This is a genomic window from Pseudomonas sp. PDM24, from assembly GCF_019218905.1.
In the GTDB taxonomy this organism is placed as follows: Bacteria; Pseudomonadota; Gammaproteobacteria; order Pseudomonadales; family Pseudomonadaceae; genus Aquipseudomonas.
In genome coordinates, this window is the sequence record NZ_JAHUWR010000004.1 from 208,914 (window position 1) to 228,537 (window position 19,624).

The 19,624-nt window shown below is 59.8% G+C and carries 18 protein-coding genes; 5 read left to right on the top strand and 13 right to left on the bottom strand.

Features of this window, described 5'->3' with window-relative positions:
- Positions 1 to 81: 81 nt before the first annotated feature.
- From ubiB to ubiE, 3 genes are read right to left on the bottom strand one after another with little or no spacing between them, the layout of a single operon-like run.
- Positions 82 to 1,686, bottom strand: a complete 1,605-nt coding sequence (gene ubiB, locus KW837_RS15570; RefSeq protein WP_123358798.1) for a ubiquinone biosynthesis regulatory protein kinase UbiB — start codon at positions 1,684 to 1,686, stop codon at positions 82 to 84.
- Positions 1,683 to 2,306 (bottom strand): SCP2 domain-containing protein, encoded by a 624-nt coding sequence (locus KW837_RS15575; RefSeq protein WP_218397013.1) that lies wholly within the window; start codon positions 2,304 to 2,306, stop codon positions 1,683 to 1,685. The genes ubiB and KW837_RS15575 overlap by 4 nt, the downstream gene beginning before the upstream one ends.
- Positions 2,306 to 3,076 carry a bifunctional demethylmenaquinone methyltransferase/2-methoxy-6-polyprenyl-1,4-benzoquinol methylase UbiE gene (gene ubiE, locus KW837_RS15580; RefSeq protein ID WP_123499969.1) on the bottom strand — a complete coding sequence of 257 codons (771 nt, stop codon included), beginning with the start codon at positions 3,074 to 3,076 and terminating at the stop codon, positions 2,306 to 2,308. The genes KW837_RS15575 and ubiE overlap by 1 nt, the downstream gene beginning before the upstream one ends.
- A gap of 155 nt (positions 3,077 to 3,231) precedes the next feature.
- On the opposite strand from ubiE, the gene KW837_RS15585 reads away from it, so the two are divergent.
- From KW837_RS15585 to KW837_RS15595, 3 genes are all read left to right on the top strand, one after another.
- Positions 3,232 to 3,507 (top strand): polyhydroxyalkanoic acid system family protein, encoded by a 276-nt coding sequence (locus tag KW837_RS15585; RefSeq protein ID WP_007899268.1) that lies wholly within the window; start codon positions 3,232 to 3,234, stop codon positions 3,505 to 3,507.
- Between the two features lie 245 nt (positions 3,508 to 3,752).
- Complete coding sequence (locus KW837_RS15590) at positions 3,753 to 4,175, top strand: phasin family protein (protein ID WP_007899266.1); 423 nt, start codon at positions 3,753 to 3,755, stop codon at positions 4,173 to 4,175.
- Positions 4,176 to 4,185: 10 nt separating this feature from the next.
- Positions 4,186 to 4,989, top strand: a complete 804-nt coding sequence (locus KW837_RS15595) for a phasin family protein (protein ID WP_218397016.1) — start codon at positions 4,186 to 4,188, stop codon at positions 4,987 to 4,989.
- 176 nt (positions 4,990 to 5,165) lie between these two features.
- Here KW837_RS15595 and KW837_RS15600 read toward each other — a convergent pair whose 3' ends face one another.
- The 10 genes from KW837_RS15600 to KW837_RS15645 form a co-directional block, all read right to left on the bottom strand.
- Entirely contained in the window at positions 5,166 to 5,786 is a 621-nt protein-coding gene (locus KW837_RS15600; RefSeq protein ID WP_218397020.1) for a TetR/AcrR family transcriptional regulator, read from the bottom strand.
- Positions 5,787 to 5,845: 59 nt separating this feature from the next.
- A complete protein-coding gene (gene phaC, locus KW837_RS15605; RefSeq protein ID WP_218397024.1) occupies positions 5,846 to 7,528 on the bottom strand; it encodes a class II poly(R)-hydroxyalkanoic acid synthase in 1,683 nt (560 codons plus the stop codon).
- 129 nt (positions 7,529 to 7,657) lie between these two features.
- Complete coding sequence (gene phaZ, locus KW837_RS15610; RefSeq protein WP_008067658.1) at positions 7,658 to 8,512, bottom strand: poly(3-hydroxyalkanoate) depolymerase; 855 nt, start codon at positions 8,510 to 8,512, stop codon at positions 7,658 to 7,660.
- A gap of 134 nt (positions 8,513 to 8,646) precedes the next feature.
- On the bottom strand, positions 8,647 to 10,326 hold the full coding sequence (gene phaC, locus KW837_RS15615) for a class II poly(R)-hydroxyalkanoic acid synthase (RefSeq protein ID WP_218397027.1): 1,680 nt from the start codon (positions 10,324 to 10,326) through the stop codon (positions 8,647 to 8,649).
- Positions 10,327 to 10,568: 242 nt separating this feature from the next.
- On the bottom strand, positions 10,569 to 10,946 hold the full coding sequence (locus KW837_RS15620; protein WP_008009230.1) for a gamma-butyrobetaine hydroxylase-like domain-containing protein: 378 nt from the start codon (positions 10,944 to 10,946) through the stop codon (positions 10,569 to 10,571).
- Positions 10,947 to 11,126: 180 nt separating this feature from the next.
- The gene (gene hslU / locus KW837_RS15625; RefSeq protein WP_123499960.1) at positions 11,127 to 12,467 is read right to left on the bottom strand and encodes an ATP-dependent protease ATPase subunit HslU; all 1,341 of its coding nucleotides are present in this window, start codon (positions 12,465 to 12,467) and stop codon (positions 11,127 to 11,129) included.
- A 54-nt stretch (positions 12,468 to 12,521) separates the two neighbouring features.
- Positions 12,522 to 13,052: an ATP-dependent protease subunit HslV gene (gene hslV / locus KW837_RS15630; protein WP_007899242.1), complete on the bottom strand. Its 531-nt coding sequence runs from the start codon at positions 13,050 to 13,052 to the stop codon at positions 12,522 to 12,524.
- 231 nt (positions 13,053 to 13,283) lie between these two features.
- Positions 13,284 to 13,991 (bottom strand): SPOR domain-containing protein, encoded by a 708-nt coding sequence (locus tag KW837_RS15635; protein ID WP_008009226.1) that lies wholly within the window; start codon positions 13,989 to 13,991, stop codon positions 13,284 to 13,286.
- Position 13,992: 1 nt separating this feature from the next.
- The gene (gene argS / locus KW837_RS15640) at positions 13,993 to 15,729 is read right to left on the bottom strand and encodes an arginine--tRNA ligase (RefSeq protein ID WP_218397030.1); all 1,737 of its coding nucleotides are present in this window, start codon (positions 15,727 to 15,729) and stop codon (positions 13,993 to 13,995) included.
- A 219-nt stretch (positions 15,730 to 15,948) separates the two neighbouring features.
- A complete protein-coding gene (locus KW837_RS15645; RefSeq protein WP_123499956.1) occupies positions 15,949 to 18,168 on the bottom strand; it encodes a primosomal protein N' in 2,220 nt (739 codons plus the stop codon).
- 287 nt (positions 18,169 to 18,455) lie between these two features.
- Here KW837_RS15645 and rpmE point away from each other — a divergent pair, with 287 nt between their 5' ends.
- Positions 18,456 to 18,686, top strand: a complete 231-nt coding sequence (rpmE, locus tag KW837_RS15650; RefSeq protein WP_007899231.1) for a 50S ribosomal protein L31 — start codon at positions 18,456 to 18,458, stop codon at positions 18,684 to 18,686.
- Positions 18,687 to 18,711: 25 nt separating this feature from the next.
- Positions 18,712 to 19,500, top strand: coding sequence for a thermonuclease family protein (locus KW837_RS15655; protein WP_218397397.1), 789 nt, complete (start codon positions 18,712 to 18,714; stop codon positions 19,498 to 19,500).
- The last annotated feature ends 124 nt before the right edge of the window (positions 19,501 to 19,624 follow it).

Below are 19,624 nucleotides of genomic sequence, written 5' to 3' on the forward strand. Positions count from 1 at the left end.
CGACGCGGGCTCTACTTCAATAGTTGAGGCCAATGTTCAAATTCAGCGTTCAAACAGTGTGCCAGCCGATCATCCAACTGGCTATCGGCGAACGACCAGATACAAGCCGACCGCCACCATGATTCCGGCGGGCCAGTGCCCCAGTTCGTTCAACGGGCCACCGGCGGCGAGTATCGTGCCACCCGCCAGGTGAGCGGTGCCGAGCAACCGCAGGAACCAGTCATCCTTGCGTTTGTGCCAAGGGGGAGGCGGGTCGTTGGCGTGGGGCTGGGACATGCGCTCGAGCAGGTCGCGGGCCATGTTGGCCAGGTGCGGGATCTGCTCGAACTGGCTCTGCACGTTGCCTAACAAGGCTTTGGGGCTGACGCGCTCGCGCATCCAGCGTTCGAGGAACGGCTGGGCGGTGTTCCACAGATCGAGGTCCGGGTACAGCTGACGGCCCAGACCTTCGATGTTCAACAGGGTTTTTTGCAACAATACCAACTGCGGCTGCACTTCCATGTTGAAACGTCGAGCGGTCTGGAACAGGCGCATCAGCACCTGACCGAAGGAAATATCTTTTAACGGTTTTTCGAAGATCGGCTCGCACACGGTACGGATCGCTGCTTCGAATTCGTTGAGTTTGGTTTCCGCCGGCACCCAGCCCGAATCGATGTGCAACTGCGCGACACGCCGGTAATCACGTTTGAAGAACGCGAACAGGTTGCGCGCCAGATAGTCCTGGTCTTCCGGGGTCAGGCTGCCGACGATGCCGCAGTCGATCGCAATGTACTGCGGGCTCCACGGTTGCACGGTGCTGACGAAGATGTTGCCGGGGTGCATGTCGGCGTGAAAGAAGCTGTCGCGGAACACTTGGGTGAAGAAAATCTCCACGCCCCGCTCGGCGAGCATTTTCATGTCGGTGCGCTGGTCGGCCAGGGTCGCGAGGTCGGTGACCTGAATCCCGTAGATGCGCTCCATCACCAGCACTTTCGGCCGGCACCAGTCCCAATAGACTTGCGGCACATACAGCAGCGGCGAGCCCTCGAAATTGCGCTTCAGCTGGCTGGCGTTAGCCGCCTCGCGCAGCAGGTCGAGTTCGTCGTAGATGGTTTTTTCGTAGTCGCTGACCACGTCTACCGGGTGCAGCAAGCGAGCGTCGGCCGAGAGTTTTTCCGCGGCGCGGGCGAGGATGAACAGCCACGCGAGGTCTTGGGCAATGATCGGTTTCAGACCCGGGCGGATCACCTTGACGACGACTTCTTCGCCGGTTTTCAGCTGCGCGGCATGCACTTGCGCCACCGAAGCCGAGGCCAGCGGTTCGACGTCGAAACGGCTGAAGACTTCACTGATTTTTTTGCCGAGCTGCTCTTCGATCAGCCGGATCGACACTTGCGAGTCGAACGGCGGCACGCGGTCCTGCAGCTTCATCAGTTCATCGGCGATGTCTTCGGGCAACAGGTCGCGGCGTGTGGACAGGATTTGGCCGAACTTGATGAAAATCGGCCCCAGGTCCTGCAGCGCCAGGCGCAGTCGCGCGCCACGGCTCAGGTCCAGCGTCTTGCGCGGAAACCAGCGCCACGGCAAGGCATAGCGCAGCGCCAGCAAAAACCAGGGCAGTGGCAGGGCGAACAGCAAGTCATCGAGGCGGTAGCGAATCACAACGCGCTGGATGCGCAACAAACGGCGGACGGCAAGCAGCTTCATGCGTTATCGCTTGGGTCGAGGGATCGGAAAAGGCGCTCGAAACGCGCCTCGAGACGTTCCAGATCGAGCTTGATCTGGTCCAGTTCATTAAAACGGGCGTCAGCTTCGCGCTGACCGACGAGGGCGCGCGATTCTTCGGCCAGGTATTCACCCAGGTTCTGATTCAGGCTGGCGAACCCTTGTTGATACCAGCGTGCGCGACTGCGCAGGTGACCGCCGACCAGTTGCGTGGCCACAGGTCCCAGCCAGCGCGAGAGTTCGTACTCCCAGTCCAGTTCGAGGTCCTGAAGGATCGCCGCCAGTTCCAGCAGCACGCCGCTGTCGCCGTCGAGTTCGACTTCTGGCGCATGCAGAACCGAAGTCTTGTCCTTGCTCGTCGCCAGTTTCAGCAGGCTTGAGGCCGGTGCGCGCAAGGTACAGTCGGCACCGGTTTCCCACTGAGAGGCGAGCATCAGGCCTTCATCGCTGGGCAGGATGAACAGTTGCAGCGCCGGGCTGCGGCAGTCGACGGCAATCACCCTACCACTCAAATGCGCCAGCCGCGGCAGCGCCGTGCTGTCGAGACGCAGCACCCGGTTCAGGCCGAGCTCAACGCTGGCAAGCAGGCCGGCCAGCAGCATCAGGGCTTGATGCCGCGGTGCAGGGCGACGATGCCTGCGGTCATGTTGTGGTACGTCACGCGGTCGAAACCGGCCTCGACCATCATCGACTTCAGGGTTTCCTGATTCGGGTGCATGCGGATCGATTCGGCCAGGTAGCGATAGCTTTCCGAGTCGTTGGTGATCAGCTTGCCCATCAGCGGCATGAAGGCGAACGAGTAGGCGTCGTAGGCTTTGGACATCAGTGCGTTGGTCGGTTTGGAGAATTCCAGCACCAGCAAACGGCCGCCCGGTTTCAGTACGCGCAGCATCGAGCGCAGGGCGTCTTCTTTATGGGTAACGTTGCGCAGGCCGAAAGCGATGGTCACGCAATCGAAATGGTTGTCCGGGAACGGCAGCTTTTCAGCGTCGGCCTGGACGAATTCGACGTTGCCGGACACACCCAGATCCAGCAGGCGGTCACGACCGACCTTGAGCATGGATTCGTTGATGTCGGCCAGAACGACCTGGCCCGTCGGGCCAACGAGGTGCGAAAACTTTTTGGTCAGGTCGCCGGTGCCGCCGGCGATGTCCAGCACGCGGTTACCGGTGCGCACGCCCGACAGTTCGATTGCGAAGCGCTTCCACAGGCGGTGCATGCCGCCCGACAGGAGGTCGTTCATCAGGTCGTACTTGGCGGCTACCGAGTGGAAAACCTCAGCGACTTTTTCCGCTTTCTGGCTTTCCGGAACGTTTTTGAAGCCGAAGTGAGTGGTGGGTTCGGCATCGCTGCCTTTGCGCTGATCAGTCATATCGCTGTCACCAAAAGAGAATGCGGGACATTCTAATCCTGGTGGCCTGCTTTGTCTTGGCAAGGCTGAAGGTAAGATAGGCAACTACCGGGACGTTTTGACGCATGCAGGGTCAAGATGTCTTGAGCAAGTCACGATAAAGCAGGAGTCATTCGATGGCCCGTATTAGTGTTGAGCGTGCCCACGGCCTGGGTAAGGAAGCGGCCCGCGAGAAGGCCGACAAGTTGGCGCAGAAACTGTCCGAACAATATGGCCTGGAGCCGCAGTGGTCTGGCGACACTCTGAACCTCAGACGCTCGGGCGTAAAAGGGGCGGTGTATGTGGGCGAGGACTCGATCAAGGTCGATGTCGAACTGGGCCTGTTGATGTCTGCCATGAGCGGCACGATCAAATCGGAAATCGAAAGGGCGCTCGATAAAGCGTTGGCATAATCCGGTCGTTGTGTGAAATACGATTAATGTGGGAGCGGGCTTGCTCGCGAATGCGGTGTGTCAGTCGACATCAATGCTGAATGACACACCGCATTCGCGAGCAAGCCCGCTCCCACAGGTTCGGCGGCGTACCTACTTGTTTATGTCACTTGTTAGGGTGCCGTTTCTAATTATTCTCACTACTTTGTGCCTGAGCCCGACTCTCTGCGGGCAGTTCCTCGACCCTTCTGCGCGTGAGGTGCACCATGGCCAAAGTTATTTTGAAGAAAAAAGTCGACGTTGAAACTAACGCTCTGGGCGACGTCAAATCGTATGCCCGCAAGATCTGGCTCGCTGGCCTGGGTGCTTACACCAAGGTCGGCCAAGAGGGTAGCGAGTACGTTCAAGAGCTGATCAAGGCTGGTCAAGCTGTTGAAAAGAAAGGCAAAAAAGTAGTCACTGAAAAACTTGAAGCGGCCAATGCCGAGATCGATGAAGCCAAGAGTGAAGTGAGCACTTTCAAAGGCAAAGTCGAACTTCAACTCGACAAAGTCGAAAGGGCTTTCGATACACGTATCGCAAGTGCCTTGAATCGTATCGGCATTCCGTCTAAACATGACGTTGAGACACTCTCTGCTAAGCTCGATGAGCTGACGGCATTGCTCGAACGTGTCGCGCGTAAATCTTAAGGAGAACGGGATGGCTGGTAAAAAGAATACTGAAAAAGAAGGCAGCTCGTGGATCGGGAAGGTCGAAGACTACTCCCGCAAGATCTGGCTGGCTGGTTTAGGCGTGTACTCGAAGATCGACACTGACGGCAGCAAGCTCTTCGATACATTGGTTAAGGACGGCGAGAAAGCCGAGAAGCTCACCAAGAGCGCTGTCGGCAAGAAAGTCGATGCCGCCAAGGACTCCGCTTCGTCGGCCAAGTCGCGCATCAGCGGCGTGAAAGATCGTGCACTGGGCAAATGGGATGAGCTGGAAGGGGCTTTCGACAAGCGTCTGAACAGCGCCATTTCGCGCCTGGGTGTACCGAGCCGCAATGAGGTCAAGGCACTGCACAGCAAGGTCGATACCCTGACCAAGCAAATCGAAAAACTCACCGGTGCCAAGGTTGCGCCTGTTGCGGCGAAAACCGCGGCGGCCAAACCAGCGGCCAAAAGCGTAGCCAAACCATTGGCCAAGGCTGCCGCCAAACCGGCAACCAAAACTGCCGCGGCGAAACCTGCAGCCAAAGCGGCCGCAAAACCAGCCGCTAAACCGGCGGCCAAACCTGCAGCTAAAACCGCAGCAGCCAAACCCGCCGCTGCGAAAAAGCCGGCAGCCAAGAAGCCTGCAGTGAAAAAACCGGCCGCCCCGAAAGCGGCTGCACCGAAACCAGTAGTGGCTGCCGCCAAGCCACCGGTAACCCCGGTCAGCACGGCGAACTCCGCCACTGCTCCGACACCTGCTGTAACCCCGACTGCTGCGCCGGCTCCATCGACGCCAACCAGTCAGTCCTGATTTCAGGACTAAAAAAACGCCCGGCCTGCGAAGGTCGGGCGTTTTTGTTTGTGCATGGATTCCAGAAAGCACCACACATCCAATGTGGGAGCGGGCTTGCTCGCGAAAGCGGTGGGTCAATCGACATCAATGTTGAATGATGAGTAGCTTTCGCGAGCAAGCCCGCTCCCACAGGGTTAGTCGTGCTCTTCGAGGTACTGCAATGCCAACCGCTCGGTCGCAACCTTGACAGGCGGCAGCAAGTGCGGCGCCACCAGCATCATGATCTGATACACCACCAGTCGCACTTCACCTTCACGGTCGAGAATTCGCTGATAGTCCAGTGAGAACAGCAACGTCATGGTGATTTGTTCCACCAGTTGCCCCAGCGCCTGGGTGTCACTGACCAACTGACCTTGAGCTTTCAATTGCGCCAGCAATGAAGCCAGTGTGCGCTTCAACGCATTGAGCAGGTTGCGTATCCCCTTGGCCAGTTTCGGCAGGCGGCCGGCAAGGTTCGACAGGTCCTGGAACAGAAACCGGTAATGGGCCAGGCGTTCGATGATCAGGTGCAGGAACAGCCAGTAATCTTCAGGCGCCAATTCCACATCGGACGGTGGGTCGAGCAAGGGCGTCAACTCGGCCTGGAAGCGCTCGAACAGCCCGAGGATCAGCGGTTCCTTGCCGTGGAAATGGTAGTAGAGGTTACCCGGGCTGATGCCCATTTCGTTGGCCACTTCCATGGTGGACACATTCGGTTCGCCCTTCTGATTGAACAACTGCAGGGCACATTCGAGAATCCGGTCGCGGGTTTTCATCCAGTCTTCTTAATGGTCGAGTCATGCCACGGCCATTGGTGGCCGTGGTTCGTTAAACGTCAGCGCACGCGCACGTAAGTACCGGGTGCCGCCTCCATCGGTGGATAGTTCTGGTTACCGAGGGCCATCCGGGTTTCGTGTTGTGCGCCGGAGCGTTCCTGAATCCAGTCCAGCCATTGCGTCCACCAACTACCGTCGACGCGTTTGGCGTCGTAATACCAGGCCCGCGGGTCGCTGCTCAGTTTCGGATTCTCGACGTAGTTGGCTTTCGGATTGTTCGGCGGGTTGAGAATGCTCTGTACATGACCGCTGTTGGACAGCACGAAGCGCCGCTCGCCCCCCAGCAGTAATGTCGAGCGATACACCGCATCCCACGGGGTGATGTGATCATTCATGCCTGCCACGCTGAAGCTGTCGACGGTGACTTTCTGCAGGTCGATCGGCGTGCCGCACACTTCCAGCCCGCCAGGATGACTCAGCGGGTTGTGCTTGAAGAAGTCCAGCAGATCACCATGAAATGCTGCCGGCAGACGCGTGTTGTCATTGTTCCAGTAGAGGATGTCGAACGCCGGCGGCTCCTTGCCCATCAGGTAGTTATTGACGAAGTAATTCCAGATCAAGTCGTTGGGACGCATCCAGGCAAACACCCTGGCCATGTCACTACCTTCCAGAACGCCCTTCTGATACGAGCGGCGCTTGGCCGCTTCCAGCGTTTGTTCGTCGGCGAAGAGGGTAGCCGGGCTGTCTATCTGACTGTCGAGCATGCTGACCAGGTAGGTCGCGCTGGATACTCGTCGTAGCTGTCGCTTGGCCTGCAAATGCCCTTGCAATGCGGCAATGGTCAGCCCACCGGCACAGGCCCCCATCAAGTTGACCTCGCGCGCGCCGGTGATTGCCCGGCACACATTCATCGCTTCTTCAGCGGCTTCGACGTAAGACGACAATCCCCATTCGCGATGACGCACATCGGGATTGCGCCAGCTGATAACGAAGGTCTGCAAACCGTTTTTAAGGGCGAACTGAACGAAGCTGTTGTTGGGGCTCAAATCGAAAATGTAGTACTTGTTGATCTGTGGCGGCACGATCAGCAATGGCTTGGAATACTGCTTTTCGCTCATCGGCTTGTACTGGATCAGCTCCAGCAGCTCATTGCGAAACACCACCGAGCCGGTAGTGGTGGCGACCGTTTTGCCCACCTCGAATGCTTGTTTGGTGACTTGTCTTGGCAGGCCGTTGTTGTGCAGGACATCGTCGACCAGATGGCCGATACCCCGCACCAGACTATTGCCGCCGGAGTTGAAAAACTCTTTGATCGCCAGCGGATTGAGCAGGGTGTTGGACGGCGCCACGGCGTCATTGATCAAGGCAAAGGCAAAGTGGGCGCGGGCACGATCGTCCGGGCTCATGTTGCTTTCGTCGATCCAGCTTTTGACTTCTTTCTGCCAGCTCAGATAGGCCTGCAGGCTGCGGCGATAAAAGGGATTGAGGCTCCACGTCGGGTCGGCAAAGCGACTGTCTTGCGGGTTGGTCGGATGCAGGGTTTCACCCAACAACACGCGGCCCAACTGGCCGCCCAGCTTCAAGGCATGCCGGGCCGTATACACCGGGTTGCGCAGGCCGTGGGTGGCCAGGCTGCGCAAGGTCGAAAGCAGGTCCCGGCCGCGCAGACCGGTAACCGCACTCTGAGCATTGATGAATGCAGCGGGAGTGGGCAAAGAGCCCTTCGCTGGTTTGTCGCGCATGAGTTAACACTCCTTCGTCATCAGGCCAAAAACAAACACACCCGAACAAAACACCATAGACGTTGTTGCGGGTTGTTGCGCGGCACGGCCTCCTGCCGACTCCTTTTCATAAATGAAAGCCGGGGTCGGTTAACCGCCCGATGGCGCCGGATGCGGATGCATTACTGCGCGCTGACGTTCTTCCTCGAGAAACTTCATGATGATCGGTGCCACCGCTTCGGCGCGGGTAATCAAGAACAGATGGCCGTCGTCGATGATGTGCAGTTGGGCGTTGGGAATTCGCCAAGCCAGCATGCGCATGTTGATCAGCGGGATCAGTGGGTCGTCGTCGCCGGCCAGTACCAGGGTCGGTTGATGGATTTTGTGCAGCCAGTGAATGCTGGTCCAGCCGAGGCCGGCGAACAGTTGCCAGTAGTAACCGAGCTTGCCTGCCGAACGAACCCTGGCGGCGTGACTGGCTGCCAGGGTCGGATCGCGACGGAACGAGCCGCCGTAGATCATCGGTGCAATGCGGATCACATGGGAGGGCTGGATATAGCGTCGCGGGCTGGCCATCATCATCAGCACTTTAGGCTTGCCCGGAACCATCACGGTGCCCGCCGCCGTGGCCGCCAGCACCAGCTTCTTGCAGCGCTCGGGATAGTCATGGGCGAACTGCTGCGCCAGAGCGCCGCCCCACGAAACGCCAATCACGTTGACTTGCCCGTAATCGAGATAGTCGAGCATTCGCGCCGTGAGTTTTGCCAGGCCCGAGAAGCGATAGGGTCGATTGGGAGTCGATGAGCCGCCGACACCGGGCACGTCGAAGGCAATGACTTCCAGGTCCGGATCCAGAGCCTGGACGAACGGGAATATCAGCTCCAGGTTGGCGCCGATGCCGTTGAAAATCAGCAAGGGCGTCAAGTGAGGCTTGCCGGGGCGTACCGCAGTGCGGAGGGTTTGGCCATCCAGGTTGACGGTACGAAAGACGAACGGTTGCGGCATGCACGAAGCCCTGTAGGTTTTAAACGCTGATCGAGCCGTCCCGGGCCGTCGCAGAATGTTCGAGGCTGGCCTCGAGAGTAATCGATAGAGATCGCGGCACCTCCCAGTGCCGCGGACTGCGAGTTATTTGAAGCTCAACGTTCATGCACGTAGGTACCCGGCGAAGCCTCACCCGCTGGATAGGCCTTGTTGCCAAGGTTGGCGGGGGATTTTTTCAGCTTGCCCGAACGCTCGGCCTGCCACGCCTGCCAATGCAACCACCAGGAGTCGGTGTGCTTGGTGGAGTTTTCCATCCATTCTTCGGCCTTGACCGGCATGTCGGTGCTGGTCATATAGCGCGCTTTCGGATTGCCCGGAGGGTTCAGAATGCTCTGGATATGCCCGCTGCTGGACAGCACGAACTCGACCTTGCCACCGAACAGCTGCGCGGATTTGTAGCAGGACTTCCACGGAGTGATGTGATCGTTGGTGCCGGCCAGGGAAAAGATGTCGGCGGTCACCTGCTTGAGGTCGATCGCTGTGCCGCACACTTCCAGTGCATCGGGGCGGATCAGTGGGTTGTTTTTGAACATCTCGATCAGGTCGCCATGGAACGCTGCCGGCAACCGGGTGGTGTCGTTGTTCCAGAACAGGATGTCGAAAACCGGCGGCTCATTACCCAGCAGATAGTTGTTGACCCAGTAGTTCCAGATCAGGTCGTTGGGGCGCATCCAGGCGAAAACTTTCGCCATGTCGCGACCTTCCAGCACGCCGGCCTGGTAGGAATGGCGCTTGGCGGCTTCGAGGGTCTGCTCGTCGACGAACAGGGCCACATCGCTGTCCAGGGTGGTGTCCAGCACGCTGACCAACAGGGTGAGGGCGTTGACCTTCTTCTCGCCGATCGCTGCGTAGTGACCCAGCAGGGCGGTACAGGTGATGCCGCCGGAGCAGGCGCCAAGCATGTTCACGTCTTTGCTGCCGGTGATTGCGGTGACCACGTCGACCGCTTCCTTGAGCGCTTCGATGTAGGTCGACAGACCCCACTCGCGCTGCTCCTTGGTCGGGTTACGCCAGCTGACGATGAACGTCTGCACATTGTTGCGCAGACAGAAGCGCGCCAGACTCTTGTCCGGGCTCAGGTCGAAAACATAAAACTTGTTGATCTGTGGCGGCACCACCAGCAGCGGGCGTTCATGCACCTGCTCGGTGATCGGTCGGTACTGGATCAACTCCAGCACATCGTTGCGAAACACCACTGCGCCTTCGGTCACGCCCAGGCTCTTGCCGACTTCGAACGCGCCCATGTTGACCTGGCTCGGCATACCGCCGTTGTGCACCAGATCCTTGGCCAGATGGGAGAGACCGTCGAGCAGGCTCTTGCCACCGGTTTCGAAGAAGCGTTTGACCGCCGCCGGATTGGCCGCCGTGTTGGTCGGGGCCATGGCTTCGGTCATGAGGTTAATCACGAAATGCCCGCGAGCGACGTCCTTGGGCGAAAGATTGCTGTCATCGATCCACGCGTGAAGCTCCTTGCGCCACGCCAGATAAGTTTGCAAATAACGTTTGTAGAGCGGGTTCTGACTCCACGCCGGGTCAAGGAAGCGACGGTCATCACTTTGCGGTTGAAGCTCGGATTTTCCAAACAGTACGTTCTTCAGTTCGATGCCGAAATGAGCGACATGCCTGGCACTGTGGATGGGTTGCCTGATGGCCTGGCTCAGCACCATGCGGGCAGAGCCCAAGAGATCCTTTCTACGTAGTCCAACAACAGGATTCAGCCCCAAGGTATTTTCCGAAGCCTGAAATTTCAAGTCATCGTTAAGCTTGTTACTCATCTACGACGCTCCATTGTCCTGAGACGAGTACCTGAGCTCAGCTGTGTAGTCACACAGCAAACGCCAGGTACTACTGCTCGGGTGACCGTTAATTGCGAATAGCTACAAATGCACGGAACTTGCCAGCTCCATTGGTTACCCGAGTTTAATTTTTTTCGCAAGCGGGCCAATCGTTGACACCGCAGCGGAGCATTCAAACAGATGGAATTAGAAAATGCCCTCTAAACAGCCAGAGGCCTGTATTAGAGCATCAGCTTGACGACCGACTCATTCGGATCACGGGTCTTTCCAGCCGCTTTGAGTTCCGCAAGATAATCGTTCCAAAGATCTTCTTGGCGCACTGCCAGCTGGTACAGATACTCCCAAGTGAACAGGCCGCTGTCGTGGCCGTCGTCGAAGGTCAATTTCAGTGCGTACTGACCGGCCGGTTCGACCTTGCTCAGGCCGACGCCGATCTTGCCAAATTGCAGGATAGGTTTGCCGTGGCCCTGGACTTCGGCGGAAGGAGAGTGCACGCGAAGAAACTCGGCGGGCAGGTGATATTCCTCGCCGGACGCGTATTTGAGCGACAGGGTTTTCGAGGCTTTGTGGAGTTTGATGTCGGTGGGGAGTTGGGTCATGGCTGGCAGTCCGTCTGTGTGGGAGACCTGGTGGAACCTGATCTGCAAAACACCACAGTTCAAATGTGGGAGCGGGCTTGCTCGCGAAAGCGGTGTAACAGTCAACACAGATGTTGAATGTTACGGCCTCTTCGCGAGCAAGCCCGCTCCCACAGGGTCCGCTACCGCTGTAAGTATGGCTTACAGGATATAACGGGACAGGTCTTCGTTCTGCGCCAATTCGCCCAAGTGGCTGTTGACGTAATCGGCATCGATCAGGATCGGCTTGTCCTCGTGGGTGCTGGCCAGATCACCGGCGCTGAACGACACCTCTTCGAGCAGGCGCTCGAGCAGGGTATGCAGGCGACGGGCGCCGATGTTTTCGGTTTTCTCGTTGACCTGCCAGGCGATCTCGGCGAGACGCTTGATGCCGTCCGGGAGGAATTCGATGAGCAGGCCTTCGGTTTTCAGCAGTGCACAATATTGCTCGGTGAGCGATGCATGCGGTTCGCTGAGGATGCGCTCGAAATCTTCCGGGCTCAGGGCCTTGAGTTCGACCCGAATTGGCAGGCGACCTTGCAGCTCCGGCACCAGATCGCTCGGCTTGCTCAGGTGGAACGCGCCGGAAGCGATGAACAGGATGTGGTCAGTCTTGACCATGCCCAGTTTGGTGTTGACGGTGCAGCCTTCAATCAGCGGCAGCAAGTCGCGCTGTACGCCCTCACGGGACACGTCGACGCCCCCGGAATTACCGCGCTTGGCGACCTTGTCGATTTCGTCGATGAACACGATGCCGTGCTGCTCGACGGCTTCCAGGGCCTTGGCCTTCAATTCTTCTTCGTTGACGAGGCGACCGGCTTCTTCGTCGCGTACCAGTTTCAGCGCTTCCTTGACCTTGAGCTTGCGGTTTTTGCGCTTGCCCTTGCCCATGTTGGCGAACAGGCTCTGCAACTGGTTGGTCATTTCTTCCATGCCCGGTGGCGCGGAGATATCGACGCCGGACACTTCGGCCACTTCGATTTCGATCTCCTTGTCATCCAGCTGACCTTCACGCAGGCGTTTGCGGAACAGCTGACGGGTGTTGGAATCCTGGGACGGTGCGGAGTCCTCGTTGCTGAAGCCCATGCGTGCCGGTGGCAGCAGGGCGTCGAGGATGCGTTCTTCGGCGGCGTCTTCGGCGCGGTGGCGAACCTTGGTCATTTCCTGTTCGCGCAACAGCTTGATCGCAGCGTCGGCCAGATCACGAATGATCGATTCGACGTCACGGCCAACGTAGCCCACTTCGGTGAACTTGGTCGCTTCGACTTTGATGAACGGCGCGTTGGCGAGCTTGGCCAGGCGACGGGCAATCTCGGTTTTACCGACACCGGTGGGGCCGATCATCAGGATGTTCTTGGGGGTGACTTCGACGCGCAGCTCTTCGGGCAGCTGCATCCGGCGCCAACGGTTACGCAAGGCGATGGCGACGGCGCGTTTGGCATCGTCCTGGCCGATGATATGGCGATTGAGTTCGTGGACGATTTCACGGGGGGTCATGGGCATAGTAATTGGCGGTCCTCAAGCAGAAGTGAGCCGTGGCGCTAGGCCAAAACAGGCTTACTCAGCGAGATCCTGCTCCTCGATGGTGAAGGTGTGGTTGGTGAATACGCAGATGTCGCCGGCGATGCCGAGCGCTGTTTCGACGATTTCCCGCGCCGACAAATCGGTTTTCTTCAACAGGGCACTCGCGGCAGCCTGGGCGTAACCGCCGCCGGAACCCATGGCGATCAGGCCTTCTTCGGGCTCAACCACGTCACCGTTGCCGGTGATGATCAGGGAGGCATCTTTGTTGGCGACCGCGAGCATCGCTTCGAGGCGGCTCAGGGAGCGGTCGGTGCGCCATTCTTTGGCGAGTTCGACGGCGGCGCGAACCAGGTGGCCCTGATGTTTCTCGAGCTGGCCTTCGAAACGCTCGAAGAGGGTGAAGGCGTCAGCGGTAGCCCCGGCAAAACCGGCGATAACCTGGCCGTGGTAAAGGCGGCGAACTTTCTTCGCGTTGCCTTTCATCACGGTATTGCCGAGCGAAACCTGGCCGTCGCCGCCCATGACGACTTTGCCGTGGCGGCGAACTGAAACGATGGTGGTCAAGGGAGAGTCTCCACGCAGCGGGGCGAAAATGCCTTATGTCAACTCATATGGGGGTGGTGGAGCGTTTTTCAACTGTAGGAAGGGAGAGGGGACGAGCGGTGTAGGGCGGGGATGGGGGTGTTGTCTGTTCGGGCGCCTTCGCGGGCAAGCCTCGCTCCTACAGAGATTTACGTGATTCTGTAGGAGCGAGGCTTGCCCGCGAAGAACGATGACACGGTGTCCCCGCGGAGATCAGCGGCTTTGGCGTTGTTGTAACAACAGGTTGCTGAAGCCGCTGCCGGCCAGTTGCTTCTGAGCGGTTGTCAGCTGTTCGCGGTTACTGAACGGGCCAACCAGCACCCGATACCAGGTCTCGTCCTTCACCGTGCCGGATTCAACCGCCACGGCCTGACCCAGCAGAATGATCTGCGCCCGCACCTTGTCGGCATCGGCTTCCTTGCGGAACGAACCGGCCTGCAGGAAGAACTTGGTCACCGGCGCAGCTTTCGCCACGGGCGGCGCTGGCGGCGGGGTGATGCCGGCCAATGCCGCTTGAGCCCGGGCCGTGTCGATCTTCGCCGCTTGTTCTGGCGTCACCGGCGTGGTCGGAATGGCCGGTACTTGTGGCGTCGGCAGGGTTTTCTCCGGCACCGCGTCCGGGGGTACGATGACTTCCGATTCCGGCAGCAAAGTGTAGAAGTCGTACTTCGGCTTCACCGGTTGCGTCGGGCTCGGCGGAGTCTTGTTGGCCTCGGCGATCTTGGTGGCTTTCTGCTGCTCGATCTTCTCGCGCTTGACGGTATCGCTGCCCTTGCCCGGTTCCAGCTTCATCAGGAACACAATGAACGCACCGACCGTCAGGCCGATGGCCATCCACAGCCAGCCCGGGATCGGTTGCTTTGCAGGAGCTTGGTAACGGCTGGCGCCACGCTTGGGTGCAGGTTTTTTCTTGGCAGCCAACTTACATACGCTCCAGAGTTTCCAGACCCAAGAGTTCCAGGCCTTGCTTGAGAGTGCGGCCGGTCAGCGCGGCGAGGCGCAGGCGGCTCTGCATTTGCGCCGGGGTGTCGGCGCCGAGGATCGGGCAGTTCTCGTAGAAGCTGGAGAACAGGCCGGCGACATCGTACAGGTAGGTGCAGAGGATGTGCGGCGTGCCTTTGTCGGACACGTTGTTCAGTATTTCGCCGAACTGCGCCAGTTTCGCGGCCAGCTCATGTTCGTGGGTTGCTTCGAGACTGATTTTACCTTCGACTTCGCTGAAATCCTTGCCGAGTTTGCGGAACACGCCGGCCACCCGGGTGTAGGCGTACAGCAGGTATGGCGCGGTGTTGCCTTCGAAGTTCAGCATCAGGTCGAAGTTGAAGCTGTAATCGCTGGTGCGGTGCTTGGACAGGTCGGCGTATTTCACGGCGCCAATGCCCACGACCTTGGCGATGTTGCGCAACTCGTCTTCGGCAAGCTCCGGGTTCTTCTCCTTCACCAGGGTGTAGGCGCGTTCCTGGGCTTCGGTCAGCAGGTCGATCAGTTTCACGGTGCCGCCATCGCGGGTCTTGAACGGACGGCCGTCGGCGCCGTTCATGGTGCCGAAGCCCATGTGTTCCATTTCCATCGGGTGCGTCACGAAGCCGGCCAGGCGCGCGACCTGGAACACTTGCTGGAAGTGCAGGGCCTGGCGCTGGTCGACGAAGTACAGCGCGCGATCGGCCTTGAGCTTGCCGCTACGGTAGCGCACGGCGGCCAGGTCGGTGGTGGCGTAGAGGTAGCCGCCGTCAGCCTTGACGATGATCACCGGCAGCGGGTCGCCGTCGGCGTTCTTGAACTCATCGAGGAACACGCACTGCGCGCCGTTGCTCTCGACCAGCATGCCGGCGGCCTTGAGGTCGTTGACCACGTTGATCAGGTCGTCGTTGTAGGCGCTTTCGCCCATTACGTCGGCCATGGTCAGTTTGACGTTCAGCAGTTCGTAGATTTTCTGGCAGTGCGACAGCGAGATGTCTTTGAACTTGGTCCACAGCGCCAGGCAGTCCGGGTCGCCGGCTTGCAGCTTGACCACCAGGCCGCGGGCGCGATCGGCGAATTCTTCGGATTCGTCGAAGCGTTGCTTGGCGGCGCGGTAGAAGTTTTCCAGGTCCGACAGCTCATCACTGGTGATCGGGTTTTCCTGCAGGTAAGCCATCAGCATGCCGAACTGGGTGCCCCAGTCGCCAACGTGGTTCTGGCGGATCACTTCGTCGCCGAGGAACTCCAGAACCCGGGCCACGCCGTCGCCGATGATGGTCGAACGCAAGTGGCCGACGTGCATTTCTTTGGCCAGGTTCGGGGCCGACAGGTCGACCACGGTGCGCTGCACCGGGCCGGCTTTGCGCACGCCGATGTGGTCGTCGGCCAGTGCCGCGTCCAGGCGGGTCGCCAGGGCTTGAGTGTTCTGGAAGAAGTTCAGGAAGCCAGGGCCGGCGATTTCGGCTTTGGAGACGTTCTCGTCAGCCGGCAGCGCGGCGATGATTTTCTCGGCCAGGTCACGGGGCTTCATGCCCGCAGGCTTGGCCAGCATCATGGCGATGTTGCTGGCGAAGTCGCCGTTTTTCTTGTCGCGAGAGTTTTCCACCTGGATCGCCGGCGACAGGCCTTCAGGCAACACACCTTCGTTGACGAGTTGGGTGATGGCTTGTTGGATCAGCTGGCGAATGGTGTCTTTCATGGTCTTCTCTTTCGACCGCTAGCGCGGCGGCGCTTCGATGCGCTGGTGGAAAAACTGGGCATTATCCGTTGCGAAGACGGGCTTGCCAACTATAGCGGGCAGGTTATGGATATGTGGTGACAAATCGGCCGCCTTCGCGGGCAAGCCTCGCTCCTACAATCTTTTGATCGGCGCACTGCCCTGTAGGAGCGAGGCTTGCCCGCGAAGGCCATCTTCCAATCAATACAAATCGACCGGATCGACATCCAAAGACCAGCGCACCGCCCGGCCACTCGGCATCTGCTCCAAAACCAGCAACCAACTGCTCAGCAATCGATGCAGCGGCGCCCGGGCCGTGGCTTGCAGCAACAACTGTGCACGATATCTTCCGGCTCGGCGCTCCATTGGCGCCGGCACTGGCCCCAGCAACTCGATACCGGTCAGATTCTGCTCGGCCAGCAAACGCTCGGCCTCGCTGCACGCTTCATCGAGGAAGCCTTCGGCCTGCCCCGGTTTATGCGCTTCGGCCCGCAGCAACGCGAGATGCGCAAACGGCGGCAGACCGGCGGAGCGGCGTTCGCTCAACGCCTGTTCGGCAAAGGCGAAATAGCCCTGTTCGGTCAGTTGCACCAGCAGCGGATGGTCCGCCAGGTGCGTCTGGATAATCACTTTTCCCGGTTCTTCGGCCCGCCCCGCGCGCCCGGCGACTTGGACGATCAACTGCGCCATGCGTTCGCTGGCGCGGAAATCGCCGGAGAACAGCCCGCCGTCGGCATCCAGAATCGACACCAGGGTCACCCGTGGAAAGTGGTGCCCTTTGGCAAGCATCTGTGTGCCGACCAGAATGCACGGCTGGCCTTTTTGAATGGTGGCGAACAGTTGATTCATCGCGTCTTTGCGTGAAGTGCTGTCGCGGTCGACCCGCAGCACCGGGACGTCCGGAAACAGAATCCCCAGGCGTTCTTCGGCGCGCTCGGTACCGGCGCCCACAGGCCGCAAATCGACCTTGCCGCACTTCGGGCAATGCCGGGGCACTCGTTCGACGTAGCCACAATGGTGGCAACGCAGTTCGCCGGAGCGCTGGTGCACGGTCATTCGCGCGTCGCAGCGCTGGCATTCAGACATCCAGCCGCAGTCGTGGCAGAGCAGCGTCGGGGCGAACCCTCGGCGGTTGAGGAACACCAGCACCTGCTGGCCGGCGGCCAGGGTCTGACCGATGGCTTGCTGCATTGGCCCGGAAATGCCGCTGTCCAGCGGACGACTTTTCACGTCCAGGCGCAGGAAACGCGGTTGCTTGGCGCCACCGGCCCGCTCATTCAGGCGTAGGAGGCCGTAACGTCCGGTGTAGGCGTTTTGCAGGCTTTCCAGCGAAGGTGTGGCGGATCCGAGGACAATCGGGATGTTTTCCTGCCGGGCGCGGACCAGTGCCAGGTCGCGGGCGTGGTAGCGCAGGCCTTCCTGCTGTTTATAAGAGCCGTCGTGCTCTTCATCGATGATGATCAGGCCAGGGTTTTTCATCGGCGTGAACAGTGCCGAACGGGTACCGATAATAATGTCGGCCTCGCCATCCCGTGCCGCCAACCAGGCTTCCAGGCGTTCGCGGTCATTGACTGCGGAGTGGATCAGCGCGATGCGCGCATTGAAGCGCTGCTCGAAGCGCGCCAGGGTTTGCGGGCCGAGGTTGATCTCCGGGATCAGCACCAGGGCTTGCTTGCCGGCCTCGAGGGTTTCGCGGATCAGCTGCAAATAGACTTCGGTCTTGCCGCTGCCGGTAACGCCGGCCAGCAGGAACGCGTGATAGCTGTCGAACCCGGCGCGAATCGCTTCATAAGCGGCGCGCTGCTCGGGGTTGAGCGGCAATTCCGGTTGTGCCAGCCAGTGTTCGTGGCGGGCGCCGGGGGCGTGCTTGCGGATTTCGACTTGCACCAGATCCTTGGCCAGCAACAGATCGAGGCTGTCCTTGCTCAGCATCAGTTTGCTCAGTAACTGATGGGCGACGCCATGGGGATGCTGGGCCAGGGTTGCCAGGGCTTCACGCTGGCGGGGGGCGCGGGCGATGCGCGGGTCATCAAGGCTGGCGCCGGGCGCGGCGGACCAGAAGCGTTCCTGGCGTGCTTCGGCCAGTTCGCCTTGTCGCAACAGTACCGGTAGTGCCCAGCTCAACGTGTCGCCGAGGCTGTGCTGGTAATACTGAGAGGTCCATAGGCACAGTTTGAACAGTGCGGGCGGCAGCGGCGGCGTGGCGTCGAGCAGCGCCAGGGCCGGCTTGAGTTTGTCTGCCGGCACTTCGCTGGTGTCGGTGACCTCCACCAGAATCCCGATCATCTCCCGCCGACCGAACGGCACCCGCAAGCGCATGCCGGGGTGCAACTGGGCACGCAAGATACCGGCCGGGGCACGATAATCGAACAGGCGGCGCAGAGGCGAAGGCAGGGCGAGGCGCAGAATGGCGTTGGGCACGCGGGGGGATCTCGATAAGCGGGCAAAAAAGAAAGCAGGGCGCGACCTGTGGGAGCGGGCTTGCTCGCGAAAGCGGTGCAACAGCCACCTGAGATGTTGAATGTTACGGACTCTTCGCGAGCGAGCCCGCTCCCACAGGGATTGCTCTTGAGGTCGGGAGCCTAGCAGACGACTGGTTTAAGCGACAGCTTGCGTGAATGGCATTGTCTGGTAGAATCCGCGGCCTAATTACGTGCGGTATTCAACAATGGTGTTGAGTGGCGGCACGCTAGCCTGAGGAATACATCATGAAAGCCGATATCCATCCAACATACGAAATCACCGCAGTTACCTGCAGCTGTGGCAACAAGTTCGAAACTCGTTCGAACCTGGCCAAGCCTCTGGCGATCGACGTATGCAACGAGTGCCACCCGTTCTACACCGGTAAGCAGAAGACTCTGGATACTGGCGGTCGTGTACAGCGCTTCGCAGACCGTTTCGGCGCTTTCGGCAAGAAAGCTCCTGCTGCTGCAGAGTAAGGTCGAAAGCCCCGTGGGCTTTTCCTTGCTGATGAAAAAGGCGTCCCTCGCGGGCGCCTTTTTTGTGTCCGCGATTTGGCTTTCCAGTGCTCAGGCCTTCTGCCCGGCGCCGAGCGGGCTGACGCCGGTCGCGGTGCAACGGGTGGTGGATGGCGACACCTTGCGTCTGAGCGATGGCCGCAGTGTGCGCATGATCGGTTTGAATACGCCGGAGCTGGGCAAACAGGGTCGCTCCGACGAACCGTTTGCCGTGGCCGCGCGCAAACGCCTTGAAGCGCTGGTGGCTGCCAGCGATGGGCGAGTCGGTTTGTTGCCGGGTAAAGAAAGCAGGGACCATTACGGCCGCACCCTGGCTCATGTCTACAGTGTCGATGGGGCCAACCTCGAAGCGCAGATGCTCGCCGAGGGCCTCGGTTTTCAGGTGGCGGTGGCACCGAACGTCGATTTGGTTGCCTGCCAGCAAGCGGCCGAACGCAGTGCTCGTCGGGCCGGTCTCGGGCTGTGGCGACAATCACCTGTATTGAAAGCGGAGCAGATCAGCGCGTCCGGTTTCGCCATGCTCAGTGGTCGTGTGAGCAAGGTTCAGCGCAATCGCGGCGGGGTTTGGATCGAGTTGCAGGATTCGGTTGTATTGCGGGTTGCACCCAATCTGCTGGAGCAATTCGATGTCGCATCGCTTGAAAAGCTCAAAGGCAAGCAAATCGAGGCTCGTGGCTGGGTGGTGGATCGTTCGCGCCGCGGTGGGTTGCAACCGGGGCAGGCGCGCTGGCTTCTGCCGCTGACCGATCCGGCGATGTTGCAGGCGGCGCCGTAAGAAAAAGTTGTAGACATTTTTTCTGTCGATTGTGAACAGTCTATCCCTTGTGTTCCGTGGCTCTTGGCCCAAAGTCGTAGGGCCGGGCGCTTGACAGGGGTGACTGGTCAGTCTTGTGAGGACT

Bases quoted from the DNA above. Each gene is read 5' to 3' on its own strand.
- phaZ (WP_008067658.1), bottom strand. From the start codon at position 8,512: ATGCCGCAACCGTTCGTCTTTCGTACCGTCAACCTGGATGGCCAAACC.
- KW837_RS15575 (WP_218397013.1), bottom strand. From the start codon at position 2,306: ATGCTGCTGGCCGGCCTGCTTGCCAGCGTTGAGCTCGGCCTGAACCGG.
- hslU (WP_123499960.1), bottom strand. From the start codon at position 12,467: ATGCCCATGACCCCCCGTGAAATCGTCCACGAACTCAATCGCCATATC.
- phaC (WP_218397024.1), bottom strand. From the start codon at position 7,528: ATGCGCGACAAACCAGCGAAGGGCTCTTTGCCCACTCCCGCTGCATTC.
- rpmE (WP_007899231.1), top strand. From the start codon at position 18,456: ATGAAAGCCGATATCCATCCAACATACGAAATCACCGCAGTTACCTGC.
- ubiB (WP_123358798.1), bottom strand. From the start codon at position 1,686: ATGAAGCTGCTTGCCGTCCGCCGTTTGTTGCGCATCCAGCGCGTTGTG.
- ubiE (WP_123499969.1), bottom strand. From the start codon at position 3,076: ATGACTGATCAGCGCAAAGGCAGCGATGCCGAACCCACCACTCACTTC.
- argS (WP_218397030.1), bottom strand. From the start codon at position 15,729: ATGAAAGACACCATTCGCCAGCTGATCCAACAAGCCATCACCCAACTC.
- KW837_RS15590 (WP_007899266.1), top strand. From the start codon at position 3,753: ATGGCCAAAGTTATTTTGAAGAAAAAAGTCGACGTTGAAACTAACGCT.
- KW837_RS15595 (WP_218397016.1), top strand. From the start codon at position 4,186: ATGGCTGGTAAAAAGAATACTGAAAAAGAAGGCAGCTCGTGGATCGGG.
- KW837_RS15620 (WP_008009230.1), bottom strand. From the start codon at position 10,946: ATGACCCAACTCCCCACCGACATCAAACTCCACAAAGCCTCGAAAACC.
- KW837_RS15600 (WP_218397020.1), bottom strand. From the start codon at position 5,786: ATGAAAACCCGCGACCGGATTCTCGAATGTGCCCTGCAGTTGTTCAAT.
- phaC (WP_218397027.1), bottom strand. From the start codon at position 10,326: ATGAGTAACAAGCTTAACGATGACTTGAAATTTCAGGCTTCGGAAAAT.
- KW837_RS15585 (WP_007899268.1), top strand. From the start codon at position 3,232: ATGGCCCGTATTAGTGTTGAGCGTGCCCACGGCCTGGGTAAGGAAGCG.